Annotated in this window: 22 protein-coding genes; 5 read left to right on the forward strand and 17 right to left on the reverse strand. The window is 52.5% G+C overall.

Going from position 1 to position 22,857, the window contains the following annotated elements; genetic code table 11:
- The first annotated feature begins 86 nt into the window (after positions 1 to 86).
- Positions 87 to 1,193, forward strand: coding sequence for a TniQ family protein (locus tag TU79_RS24910; RefSeq protein WP_053481462.1), 1,107 nt, complete (start codon positions 87 to 89; stop codon positions 1,191 to 1,193).
- A 153-nt stretch (positions 1,194 to 1,346) separates the two neighbouring features.
- Here the strand turns inward: TU79_RS24910 and TU79_RS26770 are convergent, their stop codons facing one another.
- Together TU79_RS26770 and TU79_RS00605 are read right to left on the reverse strand one after the other, a co-directional pair.
- The gene (locus TU79_RS26770; protein WP_081002946.1) at positions 1,347 to 1,613 is read right to left on the reverse strand and encodes an antitoxin Xre/MbcA/ParS toxin-binding domain-containing protein; all 267 of its coding nucleotides are present in this window, start codon (positions 1,611 to 1,613) and stop codon (positions 1,347 to 1,349) included.
- Between the two features lie 40 nt (positions 1,614 to 1,653).
- Positions 1,654 to 3,297, reverse strand: coding sequence for a TnsD family Tn7-like transposition protein (locus TU79_RS00605; RefSeq protein WP_082638305.1), 1,644 nt, complete (start codon positions 3,295 to 3,297; stop codon positions 1,654 to 1,656).
- 954 nt (positions 3,298 to 4,251) lie between these two features.
- Here TU79_RS00605 and TU79_RS00615 point away from each other — a divergent pair.
- From TU79_RS00615 to TU79_RS00625, 3 genes are read left to right on the forward strand one after another with little or no spacing between them, the layout of a single operon-like run.
- Entirely contained in the window at positions 4,252 to 4,977 is a 726-nt protein-coding gene (locus tag TU79_RS00615; RefSeq protein ID WP_224791158.1) for a PDDEXK family nuclease, read from the forward strand.
- Positions 4,974 to 7,007, forward strand: a complete 2,034-nt coding sequence (locus TU79_RS00620; protein WP_057006249.1) for a hypothetical protein — start codon at positions 4,974 to 4,976, stop codon at positions 7,005 to 7,007. Before TU79_RS00615 ends, TU79_RS00620 begins: the two co-directional genes overlap by 4 nt.
- On the forward strand, positions 7,000 to 8,352 hold the full coding sequence (locus TU79_RS00625; protein WP_057006250.1) for a hypothetical protein: 1,353 nt from the start codon (positions 7,000 to 7,002) through the stop codon (positions 8,350 to 8,352). Before TU79_RS00620 ends, TU79_RS00625 begins: the two co-directional genes overlap by 8 nt.
- 45 nt (positions 8,353 to 8,397) lie before the next feature.
- On the opposite strand, the gene TU79_RS24920 is transcribed toward TU79_RS00625, so the two are convergent.
- The 6 genes from TU79_RS24920 to TU79_RS00650 all read right to left on the reverse strand — a co-directional run bounded on the left by TU79_RS24920 (position 8,398) and on the right by TU79_RS00650 (position 13,445).
- Entirely contained in the window at positions 8,398 to 9,159 is a 762-nt protein-coding gene (locus tag TU79_RS24920) for an SIR2 family NAD-dependent protein deacylase (protein WP_082638307.1), read from the reverse strand.
- On the reverse strand, positions 9,156 to 9,494 hold the full coding sequence (locus TU79_RS00630; RefSeq protein WP_282955812.1) for a BPSL0761 family protein: 339 nt from the start codon (positions 9,492 to 9,494) through the stop codon (positions 9,156 to 9,158). The genes TU79_RS24920 and TU79_RS00630 overlap by 4 nt, the downstream gene beginning before the upstream one ends.
- Positions 9,495 to 9,744: 250 nt before the next feature.
- The gene (locus tag TU79_RS26815; protein ID WP_122334530.1) at positions 9,745 to 10,077 is read right to left on the reverse strand and encodes a transposase; all 333 of its coding nucleotides are present in this window, start codon (positions 10,075 to 10,077) and stop codon (positions 9,745 to 9,747) included.
- A gap of 613 nt (positions 10,078 to 10,690) precedes the next feature.
- Complete coding sequence (locus TU79_RS00635; RefSeq protein ID WP_053481456.1) at positions 10,691 to 11,071, reverse strand: COG4315 family predicted lipoprotein; 381 nt, start codon at positions 11,069 to 11,071, stop codon at positions 10,691 to 10,693.
- Positions 11,072 to 11,398: 327 nt separating this feature from the next.
- A complete protein-coding gene (locus tag TU79_RS00645; RefSeq protein ID WP_057006251.1) occupies positions 11,399 to 12,391 on the reverse strand; it encodes a YncE family protein in 993 nt (330 codons plus the stop codon).
- A gap of 157 nt (positions 12,392 to 12,548) precedes the next feature.
- Complete coding sequence (locus TU79_RS00650) at positions 12,549 to 13,445, reverse strand: LysR family transcriptional regulator (RefSeq protein WP_017709553.1); 897 nt, start codon at positions 13,443 to 13,445, stop codon at positions 12,549 to 12,551.
- A 117-nt stretch (positions 13,446 to 13,562) separates the two neighbouring features.
- On the opposite strand from TU79_RS00650, the gene TU79_RS00655 reads away from it, so the two are divergent.
- Positions 13,563 to 14,732 (forward strand): TDT family transporter, encoded by a 1,170-nt coding sequence (locus tag TU79_RS00655; protein WP_010428856.1) that lies wholly within the window; start codon positions 13,563 to 13,565, stop codon positions 14,730 to 14,732.
- Positions 14,733 to 14,740: 8 nt separating this feature from the next.
- Here TU79_RS00655 and TU79_RS00660 read toward each other — a convergent pair whose 3' ends face one another.
- From TU79_RS00660 to valS, 9 genes are all read right to left on the reverse strand, one after another.
- Positions 14,741 to 15,343, reverse strand: a complete 603-nt coding sequence (locus TU79_RS00660; RefSeq protein ID WP_003317532.1) for a uracil-DNA glycosylase — start codon at positions 15,341 to 15,343, stop codon at positions 14,741 to 14,743.
- Complete coding sequence (gene ppa, locus TU79_RS00665) at positions 15,343 to 15,888, reverse strand: inorganic diphosphatase (protein WP_057006252.1); 546 nt, start codon at positions 15,886 to 15,888, stop codon at positions 15,343 to 15,345. The genes TU79_RS00660 and ppa overlap by 1 nt, the downstream gene beginning before the upstream one ends.
- A 115-nt stretch (positions 15,889 to 16,003) precedes the next feature.
- Positions 16,004 to 17,287: a phosphopyruvate hydratase gene (gene eno / locus TU79_RS00670; protein ID WP_057006253.1), complete on the reverse strand. Its 1,284-nt coding sequence runs from the start codon at positions 17,285 to 17,287 to the stop codon at positions 16,004 to 16,006.
- 73 nt (positions 17,288 to 17,360) lie between these two features.
- Positions 17,361 to 17,702, reverse strand: a complete 342-nt coding sequence (locus TU79_RS26225; RefSeq protein WP_057006254.1) for a hypothetical protein — start codon at positions 17,700 to 17,702, stop codon at positions 17,361 to 17,363.
- A gap of 94 nt (positions 17,703 to 17,796) precedes the next feature.
- Positions 17,797 to 18,063: a hypothetical protein gene (locus TU79_RS00680; RefSeq protein ID WP_057006255.1), complete on the reverse strand. Its 267-nt coding sequence runs from the start codon at positions 18,061 to 18,063 to the stop codon at positions 17,797 to 17,799.
- A gap of 42 nt (positions 18,064 to 18,105) precedes the next feature.
- Positions 18,106 to 18,429 (reverse strand): DUF190 domain-containing protein, encoded by a 324-nt coding sequence (locus TU79_RS00685; protein ID WP_053481452.1) that lies wholly within the window; start codon positions 18,427 to 18,429, stop codon positions 18,106 to 18,108.
- 83 nt (positions 18,430 to 18,512) lie between these two features.
- Positions 18,513 to 18,878, reverse strand: a complete 366-nt coding sequence (locus tag TU79_RS00690; RefSeq protein ID WP_053481451.1) for a hypothetical protein — start codon at positions 18,876 to 18,878, stop codon at positions 18,513 to 18,515.
- Entirely contained in the window at positions 18,875 to 20,008 is a 1,134-nt protein-coding gene (locus tag TU79_RS00695; RefSeq protein ID WP_082638336.1) for a voltage-gated chloride channel family protein, read from the reverse strand. The genes TU79_RS00690 and TU79_RS00695 overlap by 4 nt, the downstream gene beginning before the upstream one ends.
- A 260-nt stretch (positions 20,009 to 20,268) precedes the next feature.
- Positions 20,269 to 22,845, reverse strand: coding sequence for a valine--tRNA ligase (valS, locus tag TU79_RS00700; RefSeq protein WP_346239429.1), 2,577 nt, complete (start codon positions 22,843 to 22,845; stop codon positions 20,269 to 20,271).
- Between the last annotated feature and the right edge of the window lie 12 nt (positions 22,846 to 22,857).

Below are 22,857 nucleotides of genomic sequence, written 5' to 3' on the forward strand. Positions count from 1 at the left end.
GCCTTCGATCCCCCGCGATTGAGGAGCCGGTGACGCTTTGTCCGGGCCACCGTGCTCGGGACGCACTTCAAGGTTTAGACGAGCAAATGATCTTAGCTATTCAGCCTGAGGAGACGGTGCGTTCCTTTGTGGCAAGAACTCTTTTTATTAAAGGGAAACATTCTTCCGAGGAGGTTTTTCGGAAGTTTCCCAAAAACTGCATCTTAAGCACGGATATTTTGTCAATCGCCGGAACGCAGGGATGGATTGGTTGCTACGGCTTTAACAAAATTCTTCATAAGCATACTGATTATCCGTTAAAAGAGATTTTTAAAAATATTCAAGATATTTCCTACTCTAGGGACGAATATATAGGTCGTCCGAATCTCTATAGTTCCGATAGTACCCAGGCCGGATTTTGCCCAGTTTGTGTTGCCGAAGATGTTGAACGCTTAGGGTTCTCCTTTTGGCGACGTGCTCACTGTTGTGAGCTGAAAGTCTGTGCTGAGCACAATGTAGAGTTAGTCAAACGCTGCCCATACTGTGACAAGCCGTTCCGCCATGGTGGCCATGATCTGAATGTGATGTGGGCTAACTGTGAGGGACAGCAGTTTAAAGATAGCTCAGTGATGTTGAACGCAGACCAATTTGAGCTGAAGAAAGCTCAATTCTTTGCAGAGATCCTGTCAGCCACCCATCACCTCTCTGAGGAGGCAGTTCTTGCAGCCTTGGATGAGAAAGTCCATCAAAATGACAAACTAAAGCTTAAAATTTGGAACTCCAGATACAACCAGCCTCTAGGATATACAATTAAACGGCGGCTAGAGATTGTCCAAGAGGCCAGGTCTAGGAACAGGCTGCCACATGGAGAAACTACTGATTTTATTATTCAGGCTATATTGGGAGTCTATGAAAGATTTGCTGACTTTGTCATTGACGTGAAGTCGTATGGGGACGAAGTTCGCCCAGTGGAGACATTATGGTCTACTTATATAGCAGGACATCAAGAGTCAACACATTTCGTTGAAGAAAACTATGACCAAGGTGTTGGTGTCTGGTGTTGTCCGTTCCCTGCTAGGGACTTTTTACGGATGTGGGATTGGCGGCCAGTGTATTATCCCTGCTGTAGTTTTGAGCGACCAAAAAGAAAAGGTCCTCAACCTCGACCCGAGCTAGTCAAGAAAGCGCCGCCGGGTGTTTACAGACGGAAATAGGTTTCCGCTCTAAATGTACGCTACGAGGACTAACCTCCAATAAAGTGATTCCCATGAGTATCGATATCCCCGTCATACTATAGGATCAACAGCTCAATCCCTGGCGGTGAGCACCGCTTTTCCTCTCTCAGGCCGCTAGGGAGCCAGAACAGGTCACATATAGACTCCGTGTTCAATTCTGAGCAATACGTCTCGAACCTCGGGATACCCGCTAGGTTTGGTCAGCATCTCGCAAGGGCTGCGTCGGTTGAGCGCAAGTACTGGTGAACCGAGCCACCTATCGGCGCTTTTACGGTTTCCTAAGGTGTGACTTGCCTGCATCAAGACTTGTACCCGTCTGAACTCGTAGCCACGGTATGTTGAGCTCCAGCATGCTGGCGGGCGCGAAAGGGCCAATCCTAGGATCGAAATCTTACTCATGTCCTTACACCTCGTTCGTTTCTTCAGCTAGCGTGAGGGGCTACCGAAATCCGCTGGCCTTACCGCATTGCACGTGGTCGTGAAGGACCTTCGACTTGGAGCGATGCAGCACCGTGGATAAGAATGCTCTTGAGGCGGGGTATCGGTTCCGATTTTCCAAGCAAGACGAGAGCATGGGAACCCGGGCGTAAAGCTCGGTTGTAGTGACTGGACCGCGCTGCAGTCCAGTAATCGCCTCGTACGCCGTTCGTATCATGCTGAGCAGCCGAGAATCCCGGGCCTCCCAGTCAATGGGGTGTTTTTCCACTTTGGCCGGTTTGACGAAGGTTTGCTCTTTGGCCATCAACCATGCTTTGTCGTTTCTATAAAGCCAGGCATAGATAGAAGGAATGGTGTTTCTCAAAGCCTGGACCCCCAGTTCAGGATGCAAATTGTGTAGGTATTGCCACTGCGCTCTGTGCTCCGCTAGTTCCCGGCTGTTCCTAGCTTCAATAGCCAGGGCATTGGTAACTGGATTGGCACGCAACAACCTATTGATCGTTGAGACCGAGATATCAAGCTCTTTACAAAGCTTCTGTTTCGGAATGCCCTTGCCCAGTTTTGAGAGCAGAACCTCTTTAAGCTGGCCTTTTAATCGTTTGGGCCTTGGAGTGTTTTTGGTTGGAGCCGCAGCGTTTGAAAGCGAGACTTGCTCATCAGGTTTTCGCGATGGAGTGCTAGCGACTCGCTGGACTAATCTGGCGACTTCAGCGTCGTAGGCCTTCAGGAACGAGCGCAGGTCATCAAATAGCCAATCAATCAGTAGCAGATGCTTCAAAGGATGAATGCTTCTGCGGGGGGTACGGATAAGCTGGTTCATAAATGACTCAGTGCTTTTCTCATCTTCCGGCAATGATTCAAACAGATGAAAGCGGCGAAGCGGCTCTATGCGATCAAGCAGCGATGCAGATCTACCCCCTTGGAGCACAGCTTTTCGATAGGTCGCAGCGACGGTGCAGGACTCGAGGGACATTACTCTGCCGATGACCGCAAGATCGATGACATTGTTTGCCAAGTTCAGGAAAGCCGGGCGTAACCACAGCTTCTGTGAGGAGGCCTGTTGGATCAAGCAGTCCTTGGTAGGTAGCGACCATTCAAACCTACCTGACCACCGCCTACTTTTGGTGGATACCATGAGCCAAGCTTGGTGGCGTGGACAGATCAACACACCTGGATATTGGTGTGTGAGGTGCCAGTAAGCTATACCATGTGCGTACACATCCTCGCGCATACAATACGGACATGCTTTCAACGGATGTTCAGCGCCAAAACCACTTGATACCAAGCCAAGTCGATATTTAAGTGAATCAATTCGATCGCCTTTTATAGTTATTATTGCATCTTCAATTTTGGTTTTATTTTGGAACGGTATAAATACTGAGAATATTGTGTGATGTAGGAGAATCGATTCAGCGTTTCCCCAATAATGAAATCCATTCTGTTCTAAAGCTGCTATGCCGCAAGGAATATCATGCTTTATAAATTTCTCAGATAGGCCCAGCACGGAAGTCGATGTAGTCGCAGGGTCCAGGTTACCCATTACCAGATGCTGTCGACTGCATAGGCTGAATAGTGTTTCGTCGGGTAGCCAGTCCAGCCGAGGGAATTGCCCTCTCACCCATTCCTGACCTGAAGTGACGCTCATGTGGCCTCCGAGCGGAAACAGAGGAAATGAGTTTAGCTGCCAGCTACTCGTGCTACGGATCAATTTCGCCTAAACAGGTAGGCGATTATTCACGAATCGTAGGTCCCATAACTGGGGGGATTTACCAGATTTTTTTAATTACCGGGTCATCTATGCATGTGGGTTTTTGGCGCTACAAGCACCGAAAATACTGGGAAGTCAGTAAAAAAGCGCCGGCGGAGGCGCAACTTAGCTGTTTTATTCCAGTTGTCAACCGACATTTTTCAGCGGTACCATGCATCATTAATTGACGTTTACTAAAGGCAGTACTGAATCTGAAGATGCATTACAAACGACCGATGCAAATTCTGCCTAATTAACGTCGAGGTTGCTATGAAAGTGCAGCTATCTCAAACGAGATAGTTTGAGTGCCTATTACTGAAGCTTGAGGAACCACAACATGGAATCTGGATAGAAAACCCAGGAGCCAGATAGACAAAGGCCCAAGTGTGACCTTGGGCCTTTGAGGATAAGTCAGCTTTCGACTCCTGACGAATCCATTGTCTATCCCCTCGCGTAGGGCGTCAAGCCCTGCACGGCTCCGCTCGTCTCCAGAAAAGTATACTGCGCGTGGTGTAGCTATCGCCGTGCCCGCGCTATTGGATGGCTTATTCAACCGATGTAGGTGGACTGTTATTCGTCACCTGCTAAGGATTGAATGGATGGTAGATAACATAAGTGGATCTAAAAAAATCGTTACTCCGCATAATAGGCCGACAAGGCCGTTTCAAATGGGGAGATATTTACTTATCCGGAATTTATGCGGTCCCTGGTGAAGCGCCCAAGGGCTCTCGTATATGCCGCCTTAATAGCAGGAAGCTTGGACGAGCACTGCATCTTCTTTCTACCCCTGAAAGAATCTTCGCACAACTCGCTCTTTATAATCCCGACGTGTTCGAGTTGCATGAGCAGAAAATGCTCAGCCCCATTCCACAAGTTCATCCACTTCAAGGAAACCCCTTAGCTGCTGGGCTGAAACTTCTGCCAGTGAAGGGAACATCATTGGTTGCAGAGGAAATCGGTCTCAAACACGCTACAGCTGTCGTGACCTACGATGATGGTGAGCGCCAGAGGGTTCCCCACCCCTATTTGGGCGATCTGCTTCTCTATATCCAGCCGCAAGGCTCGGACCCCTATGCCGTGAACTGGACAGTAAAGTTGAATGCGATGGATTTTGATGAGGTCGCTCGGGGAAGTTTGAAGAGCTTGGCGAAACAGAAAGAAAACCGCGAGAAAGCTCGCTTACGGCACGCCTTGGAAGAGATTTACTACCACAGTGCAGGCATCAGGACTGTGAGGGTTTCCAGGGATCTGCTGGACCCAGTCCTAGTGGCCAACTTGGATCTTCTGTATGGCTACCATGATCGCGAGATCAGCCTCGAATCAAATCTTCTCGAGGATTTCTCACACGACATCGAAGACTGTGTCACCCAAGGGAGACCAGTAGCGTCCGTTGCGTTGATGTACGGACAGCGGTGGGGGCGGCGTGATCTGTTTCTGACGAAGATCTACAAAGACATATGGGAGCGCAAACTACCGGTCAGTTTGTTTGACCCGATACTTATCGATCATCCATTGGTGACGGATGCGCCGGATGTTCTGCGGGTCTATAGCTCACTTTTTGCCGGGCTGCCCGAATGATCACTGGTTCTAAGCTGAGAGCACCTGAAGGATTCAAAGGGCTGACGAAGGATGTCGAATACTATTTCCTTGCAGGTGACGGCAGGGCAAACAGGGCACGCCTTGTATTTTTTGATGAAGAGGGCACCACTGCGAGTTTGCTAACGCTTTCCCGGCCTGAATTTGATCTGGCCCTGACCAATGGTGATCTTGTGGAATGCGGTAGTGACGCCACACCTCCTTGGTTAATGGCCATCCGGGGCATTTCAGTGGATCAATTGGAAAAAGATCGGGTAAGGGCAACGAAAAGCTACGATGAGATGGTTAACAAGCGTTACCTCGCCATAGCGGAGTTGGTAGATCATGCTGAAGAGATCCTCTCGAACGACAATCCCGAATCGATCATCAACGCTCATGCTGCCAATCAGTCACCTTCTCAGAATGCAGCCCGGTTGAGGTTTTGGTTTTTTAGCTATCTAGTGTTCGGCCGCTCGAAGTGGGCGCTTATGCCCAAGTTCGACCGCTGCGGTAGAGGCAAAAGGGAACAGAACGCAGACGGGCAAATGTTGGGAAGGCCGCCAAAGTCAGGACGCAAATCCCGATCCCCTGCTACGGCCGAAATGCAGGCTTCTATCCTGGACGGGTTCATCAAATACAACGATAAAACTAAATCTGACGCTGAAATCTTTGGTGCAGTGCTGGTCGGTGAATTCGGTTGTGTTCCTTTTACAACATCGACAGGAAATAAGAAGTTCTATCATCCCGAAGGTAAGCCTTTCCCCACAAAAGGACAGTACGATTACTACCTTGGTCAGGCGATAAGTACGAAGGCGTATAGGAAAGCACGTAGAGGTACCAGTGGGGCTCGAGCTAAGTCCGGGTTTGTTGGGAGCTTTTCCCATGACTTGGTCAATGTAAACCAAGTTGTTGAGTTTGACGGCTACAACCCCAAAGGCAAGATATCTGGCTTGCTCGAAGGATCCGCTATGGATTCGGCCTGTATAGTTCGAGGGGTGTGTGGCCAGTCTGGTGCCGTCGTCGCCTTGGGTTTCTCCGAAAACAAAGAAACCATGGAAGCTTACCGCATGGCCCTGTTCTCGATGGCCATAAGCAAGGTCAAATTTGCGTCGTTGTTCGGCCTGACTATCAGAAAAGAAGACTGGCCTACTTACGGTCTGCCGCAAAACATCGTCTTCGACCGTGGGCCAGGCTCTACCATGGGCGTACCGACTCGTTCAGAAGCAGTGGCCCGTGACGAAATGATGAGTTGGTTATCCAGACTTGAGCTGACTCCTACCCACTCGGGTCAGTCGAAGGCCACGGTTGAATCGTCACATCCTCGGACTAAGTCCGACAATGATCAGCCAACACACTTTCATAGCTCGCTCAACTTTGTGGAGATATGCAAGCGGCATATTCTACAAGCTATTTACGATAACCATGCTTCAGATGCTGAAGGGAAGATGACACCTGAGATGCTAGATGTGGGCTTCAGCCCCACCCCACATAACATTTACAAGTTCTACAGTGATCTTGGTTACGATTCCGGCACGGAGGTAACTTTTGACTACGCCGTGAGAGAATTCCTGACACCTCATCCGGCGCACATCAAAAGGAGTGGGGTTTATTTTTATGGTCGTAAGTACAATTCATCGAAGCTGATTGATACCTCGGTTTTTGACCGCATTGCGCTCAATGGCCAGATACCGGTCACAGCTTATGTGATGACCATGTGTGTTAGACATATCTGGATCGAATTAGAAGGCGTTTTGTACGAGTTGGACTTTGTAAAGCCGGCGAGCGTCCATCCCAGCAGCGTCGACATTTCGCTGTCGGATCTTCAGGTGCTCAATGAGAATCGGCTGCGTGGCAATGCGCAGCTTCGTGAAGAGCAGCCCGCAATCCTTCAGGATCGCAATGCCCAATTTCTTCACGCTACAGGCAAAGCCTGGGACAGTGGTACCCGCAAGCTTGGGCGTCCTGCGAAGGGAGGAGCGTCTGAACGTGATGCCGCCGACCAGAAGCGGTTGATGGGGAAAGGCAATGACTAACATCTTTTCTGCGCGCTTTGACGGGCTGGACACGCTGGCTGATATCCGGAGTTTGATTACAGTGCAACCTGATCCGGTGACCGGGCTTGAAGAGTTGAGTCCTGGATTGGCCGCTGAGCGTTTGTCAGAGGTACTGAAGACGATTTTCCTTCCCAACCAGTTTTCTTTGGACTTCATCAAAGACAGCGTTGATCGTGCGCGCAGCTTTTCGGCTGAGAGTTTCTCCACGGACCAGCAATATCAGCGTCGGCTGTATCACCCCCCTGAGAACGAGGCCTTTCCTATCTGCCTCACCGGCCTTGCAGGGGTTGGGAAGAGCCAAACTATCAGTGCGCTGATGAAGGTGATGCCTGGACCTGCACCATATGCATCCGCTCATTACCACGAACCTCATATATTAATCTCGTACTGGTACGCCAGCGCGAGGGGTAAAGCTGGCGGCAGACAGCTGTTGGAAGACTTCCTCGGTGGCGACGCGACAGGAGTTAGAGCGAATACATCAAAGCTACTGACGGAGTGCCGGCGTAGGGTTAATCGTGATGGTGTATCACTAATGATGCTCGAAGAGATGCAGCATCAGAGCACTGGCCAAGGGGGGGCCCGCGTTACGGATATTCTCCTCACCATGGCCGGGCTTGGGGTTCCGATGATCTATGTAGCCAACTACAGCCTGGGTCACAAATTGCTGACAAGGAACAGTGAGGACAAGCAACGGCTTCTCTCTGAACCCCGTGTGATGCTACCGGACCATCCTGACTCGAAGGCCTGGAAGGAGTATGTTCTAGAATGCATACGCGTGAGCGGGGGGCGCGTATCTGCAGATCCCTGTGCCCTGGTACATGAGCTGTATCGCTGGACGTTCGGTATAAAGCGTCTGGCGGTTCAACTGATCAAGGTGGCGTATCTTGAGGCCCGTGCAGCCCGTCGCCATACGATTACTTTGGAGGACGTCAACAAGGCATACCTTTCAGCCGCTTACTCCAGCAGTAGGGACGACGTCGAGGAGCTAATTCGCCTCAGCGTTCATAAGAGCAAAACCGGGGGCAGGCCTGACCTTCGTTGCCCGTTCCCGGTGCCGATGCCATCAAACGTCTTGAGCTTTGCCAAGGACGATCGTGCTTTACGGGTGAGCGAGAAGATTTTTGTTTCATCCCTTACAGCCGAGGAGCGCAAGACTTTCGAGCTGCTCCATCCACCGGGTTCACCGTCCAATCTCCCTTCGAAGCCCAAGCGAGAGAAGAAACCAGCATTGCCCGCCCAAACTCGAGAAGGCTTAGAGGATGCGTACAGCCGATTGCTATCAGAGTCCAAAGGGCCACCTAAGCCCAGAGGCCCTACAAAGTAAGCGCTACGAAAGCGGTCCCATTGTCCTCCCAAGACATTGTCAGTCCTATGAAGAGGGTGTGGCCAGCAACAGCGCAGGCAACACTTGCTCGGCCGAACCCATGAGCATCAGCTCGTTTGGAGCCCCTAGGCAAACGTCTGCAATGTTTACGTGGATGACCGTCGCGCCAGATGTCGACGCGATTTCAGGTATATCCGCCGCAGGCCTGACGATTCCTGAGGTCCCGACGGAGATCAGAACGTCGCAACTTTTGACGTCAGCCAATGCTGCTTTCCAACATCCTGAAGGCAGATCCTCTCCAAACCACACAACTCCGGGTCGGAGTTTCCCATTGCACCGGGTACACCGTGGAGGCTCTACCCATTGTCCTTCTGCAGAAACCTGGAGTTGTTCAGTTGTGAGTTCAGCCGGACGCTTGCAGGCAAAGCAGATCGGATTGATCAAGCTGCCGTGCAAATGCACAACGTTTTGAGATCCCGCGCGCTTGTGCAGGTCATCAATATTCTGAGTGATAACTGAAACCTGTATGCCGGTGCTCGCCAGTCGGCTAATCGAAAGATGAGCGGCGTTTGGTTGGGCTTGGCCAGCTTGGGAACGCCGCCAGAGGTACCATCCCCAGACCAGTTGAGGGTTCTCTCGAAAAGCCCGTGCTGTTTCCAACTTTTCAGGGGCATGCTTCTCCCAAAAGCCTGTGAGCTTGTCGCGAAATGTTGGAATCCCACTTGCAGCAGAGACGCCGGCGCCGGTGAAAAACACGACTTTTCGAGCAGCAGCCAGGGCTCCGATAGCTCTATCCCAATCGTTCATCTGGGGACTTTCGCGTCTGTAGCGTAAGTGACCGGGGAGTGATAGCTGCTTTCGGTAGAAGAGCTGAAAACCGGACCCATTGGGGACACGTCAGGATCTGACGCTTCTTCGATCCGACCCGCCAGCAGCATCTGAAACGGATTTGGATAGTGGCGCAGGAGAAATTTGGCGTCACGGCGTATCCGTTCGGGCAAAGATGAATCTTGGGATAGCTCGAGCAGAAATTCCCCCGTTTGGATGACTGCTTGGGTGCGTTCATTCGGCATGGTCATTTTGAGGCCCTCAAAGTCATCACTCAGTAATACTTGGGTACTCAATCTCGGCAGTTGCGTCATTGCACAGACTTGACCGCTCGTTTGCATTCGATTTTGAGCTGCAAGTCCAAGAGTTATCGTGGTGCTGTAGATGGAGGATTTGGGAAAGCGTGAAGCCACATCGTCACAATTGCACTGTACGGAGCTTTAACGGCATTCTCAAGACTCCCCGTGGCACGCGGCCTCTTGCGTTGTTCAGTGCGCAGGGTACGACTTGCGAATGGAGTTGCTCACTCGACCGTTTCTGGTTGCTCAGGCATGCGGCCCTATCCTAGCTAGCCTGGGTGCTGGACACCTTCGCCTCGGTATAGATGCGGTTAGCTCGGGAAGCTTTCCCAGTGGTCGAGTGAATCAGCGAGCCTTGCAGACGCTGGAACCCGGGGGGCGAAATCGCTAATGGAATAAATGCAGGTTGCAGCGCTGTGCTTTTCTGCGATTGCGGCCGAATCCATTTGTGGACGAGGTTATGGCTGAGTGCGATGCTGGCAATCGAAGCACCAGGCTGGGCACACTCTTGAATGACTTGGGCTCTGAAGGACTTGGAGTAGGAACGGCGTGTTGGTTGCACGAAATACCCGCTTAAAAGGCTAGAACTGGTGTCCACTTAATTTAAGTGAACACCATGTCTTGGCTTTTCGGGGCTGGGTAGATGACTTGGCCGGACGCATATACCGTATCGTTCACAAGTCCCACATCATCGAACTGAAAGGCGAATCAATGCGAAGAATCAAAATTCGCAAACGGCCGTAAGAGCATCTGACGCTTATCCAGGTGGGGAATACGAATGCAATTGGTCAAGTTGAATGCAAGCAGGTGGTCAAATACAACTAAATCAGATTTTTTAAGTAATTTTTCCTTAACGGAATTAAGTTTTTTGCTATGCTCCTTGGATCATCCTACCTAATCAGATCTGTGGGTTGAAACCGTAATAAATCCCAGTCCCGCTGCTAGCCCCTATTGGAGTTCAACAGTCCAGAGGTGATCCAGGTGGGTTGTGTAGATGCGGCTTAGTTTCTGGATGCTTCATACCCCAGGCTGGCGTTACGGGAATACGTCCAAGGTGTACCGTACCTCGGCCTCATTTTTCGTTGAAATGATCCATCAAAGATTTATGAGGCGCGGCGGCTGTATGTTGGCGAAAATATCAGGTGTGTATTCTTCTGGTTTGCGCCACTGACAAAGCCAGTGGCGTAAGCCAGCCTATTAATTATCTGACGTTACGGCTTGGCAACGTGCCAGACTTGGTTGACGCCGTCACCGGTTGTATCCCCTGGCTTGGTATCTTTGACCCAGCTGTAAAGTGGCATGCCTTTGTATGCCCATTGTTTTGTGCCATCGTCTCGAGTGACGACAGAGTAATCATGACCCGCTTTCGCGTCTGCGGATACCGGTAAAGGTGGCCAGTTTGAAGCGCATGGCCCATTGCAGACCGACTTGCCCGAGGTGTCCTTACCGAAGGTATAAAGAGTCATACCTTTCGCGTCTACGAGTACTTTTCCCTTGTCCGTTTCAGCAAGCTTGACTGGCGCATCGGCGAGCGCCAAACCCGACATGCAGTTGGCGGCAACAGCGACGGTGAGAATCATCTTTTTGAACATATGTATTTCCTTTGGTCATTTTTAATTTTTAGAAGACCCACCTGCTTTTGAAACGGCAAGCGATCAGACAATAGACGAGCCACAAACAGGTTAATTCGATTCCGTAGAAAAAACGTCCCGATATCATTTTTTGCTGGAATGCTGGGCTCCCCCCCCCCCGACCCTGTGCCTTCCTCAATTGAGCAAAGCGACGCTCACGGTCAAGCATCATTGGCTCATCTCAATGAGCGACGGCGATCCATCATCCAGGACTCATCATTTTCACTCATTATTATTCACTTGGTCGTGGAGTATCAGCAGGCCCCCATGAAGGCCTGCGCTGTTCAATCAGTCGGCCTTGAGCGTCGACACCACCTTGTTGCTGGCGAGATTGACTGTGGAGATACTCAAGTCCTCATTGAGGACATACGCCTTCGACTTGTCTTTGGTGAAGACAATGGCCTGGCGGGGTGCCTTCAAACCGGTCACAGTGGTGGTCACTTTCAGCGTTTTGGTGTCGATCACTGAAAGGCTGTTGTCACCGAGGTTACCCGAGTAGACGTGCAGCCCGTCTGGAGTGAGGGCTGCGCCGTAGGGGTCTTTGCCAACCATGACGGTGGTTGTGATGGCGCGTTTTTGAGTGTCGACAACTGCGATGCTGTTACTGCCGCTGTTAGCCGCGTACAGCGTATTGCCGTCCGCCGATATGGAGATGGCGCGCAACTTGTTGAAGCCAGTGATCTCACCTTCAATCGTATTGGTCTTGCTGTCGACCAAGGTAATTTTGTCCCCAAGAAAGTTGGTGACATAGACGGTTTTGCCGTCAGGGCTTACTCGGATGCCCTGGCGCGGTTGGGAGAAGCCAGGTACCACAGCTACTGGCCGCTGGTGATCAAGGTCAATGACCGACAGCGTGCTGGCCGCTTCATTGTTGACGTAGAGCAGGCTTCCGTCCTTGCTGAGTGTGGTACCAAAAGCACCTGCACCCAACGGAATATCTGCGATCACTTTTAAAGTCTTGGTGTCAATCTTGCGCACGACCCCCAAACTGCTGTCGGAGAGGTAGAACACATCGCCAGTTGGCGAAAACACAATATTTCGCGGCGTGACGTAGCCGGTGAGAACCTGGCGAACCTTACCGGTTTTCAAATCATAAACCACTACATCTGGACGCTGACTGTAAGAGACCACCGCCGTCGTTTCATCAGGGCTGACGGCCAGCGAGTTGTTGTGAATATCGCCGTCAAACGTCCAGCGATCTTGCGCGGCCCACGCGCTCATCGATGCGGCCAACGCAACACCCAACGTCAGGGCTGTGACGGTTTTCTTTATCACATTCATCAGAGTTTCCTCATAGGGTAAGCAAGGCATCCAGTCGCGCCTTGGCATATACAACTCGTTCATCGCTGCAAGGCAATGAGTTGACTTTATGCGTCGTTGATAAATTCCGCAAACAACTTGTTTTGGTAGCTCTTACCTGTTTTATAAATAGGTCTAGCTATTCCTGGCTCACGAATTGACTGCAGTTTTCCCAGAATCGCTCAAGCCCAGGCGAGATGTATTTGTCCCGGTGGCGGATCAGAAAAAAACGTCGGGTCAGTGCAGGCAACGCGTGCGGCAGTTCAACCAGAACTTCAGAGGCCAGTAGATCCCGAACGACCCAGCGGGACAGGCAACTGATGCCGATGCCTTGTGCGAGGGTATGCTTGATGGCCTCCGAACTGCCGATCTGGCGCGTTTCGGCGAGATCGTGCAAATGACGCAGCAGCAATTGTTCGACTTCTTCACGGGTACCAGAACCTGGCTCGCGCAGTAGCCATTCAGCGGTACGAAGATCATCAAGTGTGACCTGCTGCTTTAGTGCCAAGGGGTGCCGTTGGCCTGCGACAATAAGCAACTCATCAATAAGCCAAGGCTCGGCACTGAGTTCGGGCAGGTGGCAAGGCCCCTCGATCAGGCCCATATCAATCTCGAAATCAGCGACTCTTCTTGCGATAGCCATGCTGTTGGCCATGTCGACATCGACCCTCAAATGTGGTGTTGATTGACGTAGCTCACCGAGAATTAATGGCAGAACATAATTGCCTATCGTGGTACTGCATCCTACCCGCAAGCGTGTCTTCAGCCCGGCATGGCCGGGTAAGAAACTGGCCTCTATCTGTTGTGCATTCTCAAGCATCCTTCTGGCTTGAGGCAGTAAGGCATGGCCGTTATCGTTCAGCACTAAACGCTTGCCTACACGGTCGAACAGCCTGGTATCCAAGGCGCTTTCCAACTCGTTCAGTGCGGCGCTGGTTGCAGATTGGGACAGTGATACCGAAATGGCGGCGCTGGTGGTGCTACCGTGCTGCGCGACGGCGCAGAAAATTTGTAGCTGGCGTAGGCTTAGCTTCAAGTAATCTACCTTCTTAATAGGTAATATAAACCTATACTATCCGTTTTTACCGCTATGCCCATCAAGCTATACTTCAACCATGTCATATTGAAGGCACACTGAAGCGGGAGCGCGAAAATGAGTGAGACACGACTCGCAGCTATAATGGGCGGCAGCCATCCACTGGCGGCTTTGTCCAATCCACGAGAAGCGATCCGGCAGTTCACACCCAACTGGTTCGCCGCCACGATGGGCACCGGGATTCTGGCGCTGGCTCTGGGCCAACTGCCCTTTGTTGCGCAGTGGCCCAAAGCGTTAGGGGAAGCCTTGTGGTTTTTTAATATCGTGCTGTTTTGCCTGTTTACGCTGATGTACGCGAGCCGTTGGGTATTGTTCTTCGACGAGGCCAAACAGATCTTCGGCCACTCCACTGTATCGATGTTTTTTGGAACTATCCCCATGGGATTGGCGACCATCATCAACGGTTTTCTCCTTTATGGTTTGCCACGCTGGGGGGGTGGGGTAGTCGCTTTAGCGGAAGTGTTGTGGTGGATCGATGTCACCATGGCATTGGCCTGCGGGGTGCTGATCCCGTATATGATGTTTACTCGCCAGCAGCACAGCATTGATCAGATGACAGCAGTATGGCTGCTGCCAGTAGTTGCGGCTGAGGTGGCTGCCGCCAGTGGCGGTCTATTGGCTCCGCACCTCGCTGATGCGAGCGCACAGTTCACCATGCTCATCACCAGCTACGTGCTGTGGGCCTACTCGGTGCCCGTCGCCTTGAGCATACTGGTGATCCTGTTACTGCGCATGGCGCTGCACAAACTACCTCATGAAAGCATGGCAGCATCGAGCTGGCTGTCTTTAGGGCCGATCGGTACCGGGGCTTTGGGGATGTTGCTGCTGGGCAACGATGCTCCAGCAATCTTTGCTGCTCATGGAATGGCAAGCATCGGCGGCGTAGCCGAGGGCATTGGCTTGATCGGTGGTGTGCTGTTCTGGGGGCTGGGATTGTGGTGGATGGTATTGGCGCTGCTAATTACCGGGCGCTACTTCAGGGAGGGCATTCCCTTCAACCTCGGCTGGTGGGGCTTCACCTTTCCGCTGGGAGTGTACGCTGTAACAACCCTCAAATTGGGCTCTATGCTGCACCTCACGTTCTTTAGCTTCTTTGGCGTGGTGCTGGTGTTGATGCTGACTGTCATGTGGATGATCGTCGCGGCTAAAACCCTGGCTGGTGCCTATCGCGGCAACTTGTTCGTCTCGCCGTGTATCCACTCGCTGAGCAAGGCGAGCAAAACCTGAGCCTTTGGCTACTTGATCGACTGTTTGGCGTGACGCAGTGTGGACAAAATGCGCTGCCTAACATTCGGGTGAGTGCAAACAGAAAGGGGACTTGGGTGTGGCATTTCCAGCAATGAAAAATTAGGGAAGGCGAGCCGAACACGCGGTATGGCTTTCTGGGCAACACGTCCGGCAAACACGATAGTGACGAGATCAGGGAAAAGCGTCAGTAGCGTGATCAGCATCTCGATACCTTCCTCAATTTGCGCTCTGCGGAGCGGACCCTTGGGCTTATCGAGATCTGGTAACCAAGGGTACAAATTCCAAAGGACGGTTTTGTGACGTGCCAGTCCAACCTGCTCAATGAAACCTTTCAGGTTGCGTTGTGCAGGCCCCGGATTGTCTCTTGAGACATACCGTGGAAGACTGACCGTTCGAGCGGGCGATTCCAACAAGATCAATACCCTTGCGAAGACGCCGCCATCCAGTGGATCGAAATACGGTAATGTTCTTTCGCCCGTGGACTGGGCCATTACCCAGCGCGTCAATTCAGCAGTTTTCGGCAGCAGCAAAAAGTCTTCTCTTACCTTCAGAGAAATTTCCTGCTCTGCGCTCTTCTGATTGAGTAACACTACTTGGAAGCCTCCTTCTTCAGGTTATAGGCCGCTACCGATTTACGAATATCTTCCCGCGCTTCGTCTGCGCTCCCCCAGCGGCCCATTTTCACCCACTTACCCGGCTCTAACGCTTTGTAGTTTTCGAAGAAGTGCTGAATCTGTGCGAGGAGTAATGCTGGGAGGTCAGAGCATTCCTTTACATTGCTGTACATAGAGCTGAGTTTTTCATGAGGCACTGCGATTACCTTGGCATCCGCACCAGCTTCGTCCGTCATGTACATCACACCTACTGGGCGACTGCGGATGACAACGCCAGGTGATACCGGGTAAGGGCAAATCACGATGACGTCCAAAGGATCGCCGTCATCGCTCAAGGTATTTGGAATGAACCCGTAGTTAGCCGGGTAGAACATCGGCGTGCTGAGGAAGCGATCAACGAAGATCTGTCCACTTGGCTTGTCCACCTCGTACTTGATCGGCGAGTGGTTTGCAGGAATCTCGATAACGGTGAAGAAGTCATCGGGGATCGCGTTACCAGCTGGAATATCCGTGTAGCTCATGCTCATATCTCCAAGCGTCTAGGAAAGGCCAGTGCCACTGACATTTTTGCCAACAGCTATACGTGGTTCGTTTTTTTACGGTAACCAGTCCAACAGGTTTACCGGCGATAGGCCGTCAGCGCACGAATGCATCATGTCCTGCATAAAACGCACGGCTGCCAAGATGCTCTTCTATTCGCAGAAACTGATTGTATTTCTCGACCCGCTCCCCCCGGCATGGAGCTCCTGTCTTGAGATGGCCAGTCCCCATCGCGACAGTCAGATCAGCGATGGAGCTGTCCACCGTCTCCCCGCTACGATGAGAAACCATCGCCCCCCAATTTGCCCCATAGGCCATTTCGATGGCGGCTTTGGTCTCAGTCAGCGTTCCGATTTGATTAGGTTTGATCAATACGGCATTGGCGACGTTTTCTGTGATGCCTCGCTGAATCCGTTCGACATTGGTGACAAATAGGTCATCTCCAACCAACTCGATCCGGCCACCCAGAGCAGCATTCAATAGCTTCCAGCCTGACCAATCGTCTTCCGCGAGGCCATCTTCCAGTACCGCAATCGGATACTTGTCGACCCAGGAGGAATAGAGACTAATCAGCTCTTGAGCATCGACCTTACGACCCTCAGAGCGCAGATGGTAAAGCCCGTTTTCATAGAAGCCGCTGGATGCTGGATCGATAGCGATCTCGATCTGAGATCCAGAGGCGTAACCAGCCCTTTCGATTGCCTTGATGATCAGCTCAATGGCGTCTGAGTTTTTCTTGAGTGCCGGCGCAAAGCCGCCCTCATCTCCGACCGCTGTTGAATAGCCGACGTCCTTAAGCACCGCTTTCAGCTCGTGGTACACCTCGGCGCCCCATCGCAAGGCTTCCTTGAAACTGCCAGCCCCTGTAGGTGCAATCATGAATTCCTGAAAGTCAGGGCCTTGCCAGTTGGCGTGGACACCTCCATTGAGAATATTGAACATCGGGACGGGCATTCTTGCTACTTGTTCGCCGCCCAGATATTGGAACAAGGGCAAGTTCAGCGCAGAAGCCGCCGCTCTGGCAATGGCGAGGCTCACGCCCAATATCGCGTTTCCTCCAAGCCTGGATTTATCAGAGGTTCCATCCAGCTTAATCATCAAATGATCAATTTGTTCCTGGTCAATCGCATTCATGCCCCTCAGAGACTCAAGTATTTCGGTATTCACATTGCTAACGGCCTTTAACACTCCCTTGCCGGAGTACCGCTGTGTATCTCTGTCACGCAACTCAACTGCTTCGTGAGCGCCTGTAGAGGCACCGGACGGTACTGAAGCCCGGCCCATGGCGCCGCACTCCAAGGTGACGTCGACTTCAACGGTAGGGTTGCCGCGTGAATCGAGAATTTCACGTGCATGAATGGCCTGGATTTGCGTTTTCATAGATCTTCTCCAAGTAACGATTCGGGAACGTCATTAACGATGTGAAACCGTTGAGAGGCCTCTATGTCGGACGTCAGCCCTCCATGAGTATCCTGAACAGCTGCACTGCCGACACCGCAATTGCGGGAACCAAGAAGCCTCCAATAATTAGTTCAGGAATCTCTCCCACCAAGGGCATGAACTGCCCTCTTTTTGCCATCTGGAAAAGCTCCATCATTTGGTTTGAAGCAACCATTACAGAGCAGCAATACGCCGTCTGGGCTTGTAGCCTGACGCGCCTTTGATTTAGCAGATGAAAGGTCAGCAAGGACACTCCAACGCTTACGATGAAAAGCGCGGCGAACTCATAGACGGATCCTGTGAAAAACCTGCCCATCACAAGCCCGAATACTATGCTCAGCGTCACTGCGCTCATGTGGTCTCCCAATTCTCTAAAATGATTTTGATGAGCCGACGTCGGTGAGCTCCATTTCGCGATCTCATCTTTGGATTGCCAACCGCCATCGCGCTCAACGTTGCTGTGCTCTCAGCTTGTAGCCCGGTACGCAGGTCTGGGCTACGTCGGCCTTGCAGGACTTCTCACTGGGCATACGCAGCGTGACCAATGCGCCTTCGAGCGAGGTGACGATGTACCACCCCTCGCTCGAGACCTGTTGACTGCCTGCGATGCCGGCCAGAAAAAGTGACCAGAAAACCAGTCCTACGAGAAGCGGCTTGTTGTCACGAGCCCAGTTAGCAGGGGCTGGCTGTGGACGTAGGTTATAAACTCGGTACATGGCGCTTATCCTTTTTATTGGTTGTCCAACAAGGTGCGTTTTTTAGTTTTTCGCCTGGCCCACTCGACCGTATTCGATGGGCAGTTTGATATAGCTCAGTGAAAACGACTCCTTGGCCAATGCCTCCAGCAACCTGTCGCACCCAATTTCATCAGTGGATATAGTCACCGTGACGGGATGGTCGGCACCGCCGAGGAAATGCGCCGTATGCAAATGCCCCAAATGATCTAGCCCCTCTGTACCGCTCACCAACGTCGCACCCAACGCGCCCTCTCGCTTGGCGAATTCGACCAACCACTCTCCCAGTGGAAGGTGCTGGTAGTTGGTACTCTGTTCAGTGAAAAACGTCAGTTGAAAGCCTTTCATAGAAAATCCTCTTAGGTTGCAAGAGCGACCGATGCTTCGGTCGACCATGCATCTTCATTTACGAGCTGTTTCTTCAAGCTGAATTACGACGCGTCACTAAGTGGTAACTCGCATAACAGGAGGACTGCTCGCACCTTGCGTAATTCGTCAGCGTGATCGCGCAGGAAGGCGCGCAGCTTGTCCTCTGTATCCAGCAGTTCCAGGCACTGGGGGTGACGCATATCACCCAGCTCCGGGTGATGATGCGAGATGCGATGCCCCGGCAAATAACCTGCCGAAATCGTCTTGAGCATGACCTGCTCGATTTTTGCTTTCTGAGCAACTTTAAGGAGGTGCTGGGCTAGCGCAGGTGCGCTCAGGTGGTGCCAGAAGCTGGTAACCCGAGCGCGACTAGCGCCAGGGAAATAGAGTTGCAAAGCTGTCAGGCGATCTTGACGATCCTCGGTCATTTCTCTTCCCCCTCCAGAGCCACTTTCCGCTCGTTTTCAGATTTAGTTTGTGCGTGGAACTGCTTGATATCGGAGAGCCGGATTTCCTCCGGCAGCGGACGGTGATGCTTGCTGTGACCAACGCGCTGTGCGTGATAGATCCCGGTGTGCCCGGATACGAGGTAACTGGCGATACAAGCAATGGCCGCGAGGGGGGCGATTTCAGGCCCGAACAGTTCCATTGCCATGACAATGGTTGCCAGCGGCGTATTAGCTGCACCAGCGAAGACGGCGACAAAACCGATACCAGCCAGCATGCCGAAGGGAAGATGTAACAGGGGCGCTAGCGCGTTCCCCAAGGTGGCGCCAATGTAAAACAGCGGTGTAACTTCGCCGCCTTTGAAACCAGTGCCCAGTGATACGACGGTGAACACCATCTTTCCAAACCAATCCCAAGGAGCCATTGGCATTTGAAAGGATTGGACGATGCTTGGAATGCCTAAACCGATGTACTTATCGACCTCGATGTAATGATTGCCAGTGAGTGTCCACACAGCGATTGCGATCAGCAGGCCGCCGACGAAGGGCCTTAATGGTGAATAGGTGATAAGCCGCTTAACGAAGGCCCCGAGCTTGTGGGTCGCTGTAGCGAATAGCAGACCGGTGAGGCCAAAGACAATCCCTGCTGCCACCACAGCCATGACGCTCCAAAGCTGCACGGGAACTACTTCGCCGATGACGTAATGCGTGTGAACCACTCCCCAGGCTTGCCCCACTTGGTCAGCAACTATGGCCGCAACCACACAAGGGAAGAGCGCGTCGTAACGCATGCGTCCAATAGCCAAAACCTCAAGCCCGAACAAAGCACCGGCAAGAGGGGTGCCGAAAACGGAGGCAAAGCCTGCACTGATACCGGCCATGAGAATCACCCGACGATCTTCTCGGCGTAGCCTGAAGACATGCGTCAGTTGATCGGCAAGAGCGCCGCCCATCTGCACTGCCGTACCCTCACGTCCAACAGATGCACCGAAGAGGTGGGAAACCACGGTTCCGATCAGCACCATCGGCACCATGCGCAAAGGAATAATTTTTTTAGGATCGTGGATCTCATCAATGATCAGGTTGTTTCCGGCATCAACCGGTTTACCCATCAGATGGTAGGCGAGCCCCACGACGAAGCGTAAGCGGTTGGTAAACCCACCCAAGGCGAAAACTCTGACGGCAACAATCTAGGCAGGCAGGAGTTCTTACTACTGAGATGCCTGACGGAATGTGATCTGGTTGCAGGTCAAACCACTACGCCATATTTTCTATCTGGCATATGAACCAAGTGTTTGATGGACGACTATAGGCGTGCTCGCGAAGCGATCTCCTTGATCGCCCCGCGAATTGACTTGCCCTTAAGTCTACGTCACTTCAGCCATACACCGACCTGCGGCTCAGTTCCCTCTATAAACACCAAAGCCTCAACCTGACCTGCTTCGATCAAGTCTTGGCGAACGCCTTTTATCATTTCAAGCTGCGCAGCCCTGTCAACCAGTTCAACACGTGCTACCGAAGCCTTCATGGATTGGCGGGCGTCAGATTTTGCTTTGCGAATCGCAGATAGCACGGCACTAACACTCATCAATAAGCTTTCAATAGACGCGTCAGGAGAAGCATCCCCTTGCGGCCAAGACGCATTGTGCACTGAGCCGCAATTCCAAGATTGCCAGACTTCCTCACACACAAATGGCAGAAATGGCGCAAACAGTCGCTGCTGCACGCTCAGTGCATGTGCAAAAGCATTACGGGCCGAATGGCCTTCTGGTCGGTAGGCGCGACGCTTGACCAATTCGACGTAGTCATCGCAAAACCACCAGAAGAACCCTTCGATACGCGACAGCGCCACGCTATAGTCGTACGCCTCCAGCGCGAACGTAGCGTCCTGGACTACGCCGTCCAAGCGTTTAAGCATGGCCTGATCCAGCGGTTGGTCGATATCCCCGTTGTCATCCTTCGCAAAGCCTTGAACCAACCTTGATAGATTGAACAGCTTGACGGCCAAACGGCGGCCGATCTTCATCTGCTGTTCTTCAAAGGCTGTATCACTGCCGAGCCGCGCTGAGGCTGCCCAGTAGCGCACACCGTCGCTTCCATACTGGTCGAGCAAGGCTTGAGGGGTTACCACGTTACCCTTGGATTTAGACATTTTCTTACGGTCGGGATCAAGAATCCACCCAGAGAGCGCGACATTACGCCATGGCACGCAACCGTGTTCAAAATGGCTGCGTACCAGTGTCGAGAATAGCCAAGTGCGGATTATGTCGTGACCTTGGGGCCTGAGATCCATGGGGTATATTTTGGCGAACAACGCGTCGTCCTCGCCCCAGCCTCCGACGATCTGAGGCGTCAGGGAACTGGTGGCCCAGGTATCCATGATGTCCTGTTCGCCAACAAAACCAATGGGTTGACCACGTTGCTCGGGTCGATACCCAGGCGGAGTATCCAGACTTGGATCAACGGGCAGGCTTTTCTCGCAGGCAATAATCGGCGCGCTGTAGTCCGCTTCGCCTTGTGCATCCAGCCTATACCAAAACGGAATCGGTACGCCGAACGTGCGCTGACGACTGATGAGCCAATCACCGTTCAAACCGCCTACCCAATGCTCGTAACGCCTGAGCATGTGCTGCGGATGCCAGTCCAGCGTCTGGCCAGAGGCAAGCAACAAGTCCCGCATGCTTGCGTCGCGTCCGCCATTACGCAAGTACCATTGCCGAGTGGCGAGAATTTCCAAAGGCCGATCGCCTTTCTCGAAAAACTTTACCGCGTGTTGAATCGGTCGGGGTTCATCTTGCATGGCGCCGCAGTCGCGCAACATCGACACAAGCTGTGTGCGAACCTGGGACAAATTACGGCCAGCCAAGCCTGCATAGGCCTGTTGGCTGCGGGGTGTCGTCAACCAGGAGGGCGTCTCAAGCAACAGGCGCCCATCTTTTCCCAGTACTGACCGCGTTGGCAACTGCAACTCCCGCCACCAAATCACATCGGTAAGATCGCCAAAGGTGCAGACCATCACCAAGCCGGTGCCCTTGTCAGGATCACCCAAAGGGTGTGCCAGCAGCGGTACGTCCAAGTCAAAAATCGGCGAGCGCACGGATTGTCCGAACCGAGCCTGATAACGAACGTCGTCCGGGTGAGCCACCAGCGCCACGCATGCCATCAGTAGCTCAGGCCGAGTGGTAGCAACCCTCAATGCGGCGCCATCAGCCGTCTCAAAGCTGAGTTCGTGATACGCACCAGCGACCTCGCGCTCTTCAAGCTCTGCTTGAGCCACCGCTGTCTGGAACGTTACATCCCACAGGCATGGGGCTTCCTGGCTATAAAGTTCGCCACGCTGATAGTTACGAAGCAAAGCGCGCTGACTCGCTCGTTGGGAGCGCTCATCAATGGTGGCATATGAAAGGCTCCAATCAACGGACAAGCCCAGTTGCACGAAGAGTGCACGGAACGCTTGCTCATCAATGGCCGTCAGTTCGTGGCACAACTCGATGAAGTTGCGCCTACTGATGACAGTAAAGTCACCTCGCTTTAATGGAATGGGCTCAGGTGGCCTGAAATCAGGCTGATAAGCTGCCCGCGAGTCGCAACGTACGCCATAGAAATTCTCGACCCTGCGTTCGGTAGGCAAGCCGTTGTCGTCCCACCCCATAGGGTAGAACACAGCCTTACCTCGCATGCGCTGGAATCGAGCGATGATATCTGTGTGGGTATAGCTGAAGACATGACCGACATGCAACGAGCCTGAGGCCGTCGGCGGGGGTGTATCGATGGAGAACACGGCGTCGCGTTGGGCTGTGTGGTCAAAGGCGTACGTGCCTTCGAGCTGCCAACGTTGAGACCAGCGTGTTTCAAGGTTTTCGAGCGAGGGGGTGACAGTTTGATCGTTTAGAACTTCATCACGTTTAACGGTGACATAGCATCCTCCTGTTAATATCAAAGGGCACAACAGTGAGTGTGC

It is taken from the genome of Pseudomonas trivialis (genome assembly GCF_001439805.1).
Lineage (GTDB): Bacteria > Pseudomonadota > Gammaproteobacteria > Pseudomonadales > Pseudomonadaceae > Aquipseudomonas > Aquipseudomonas trivialis.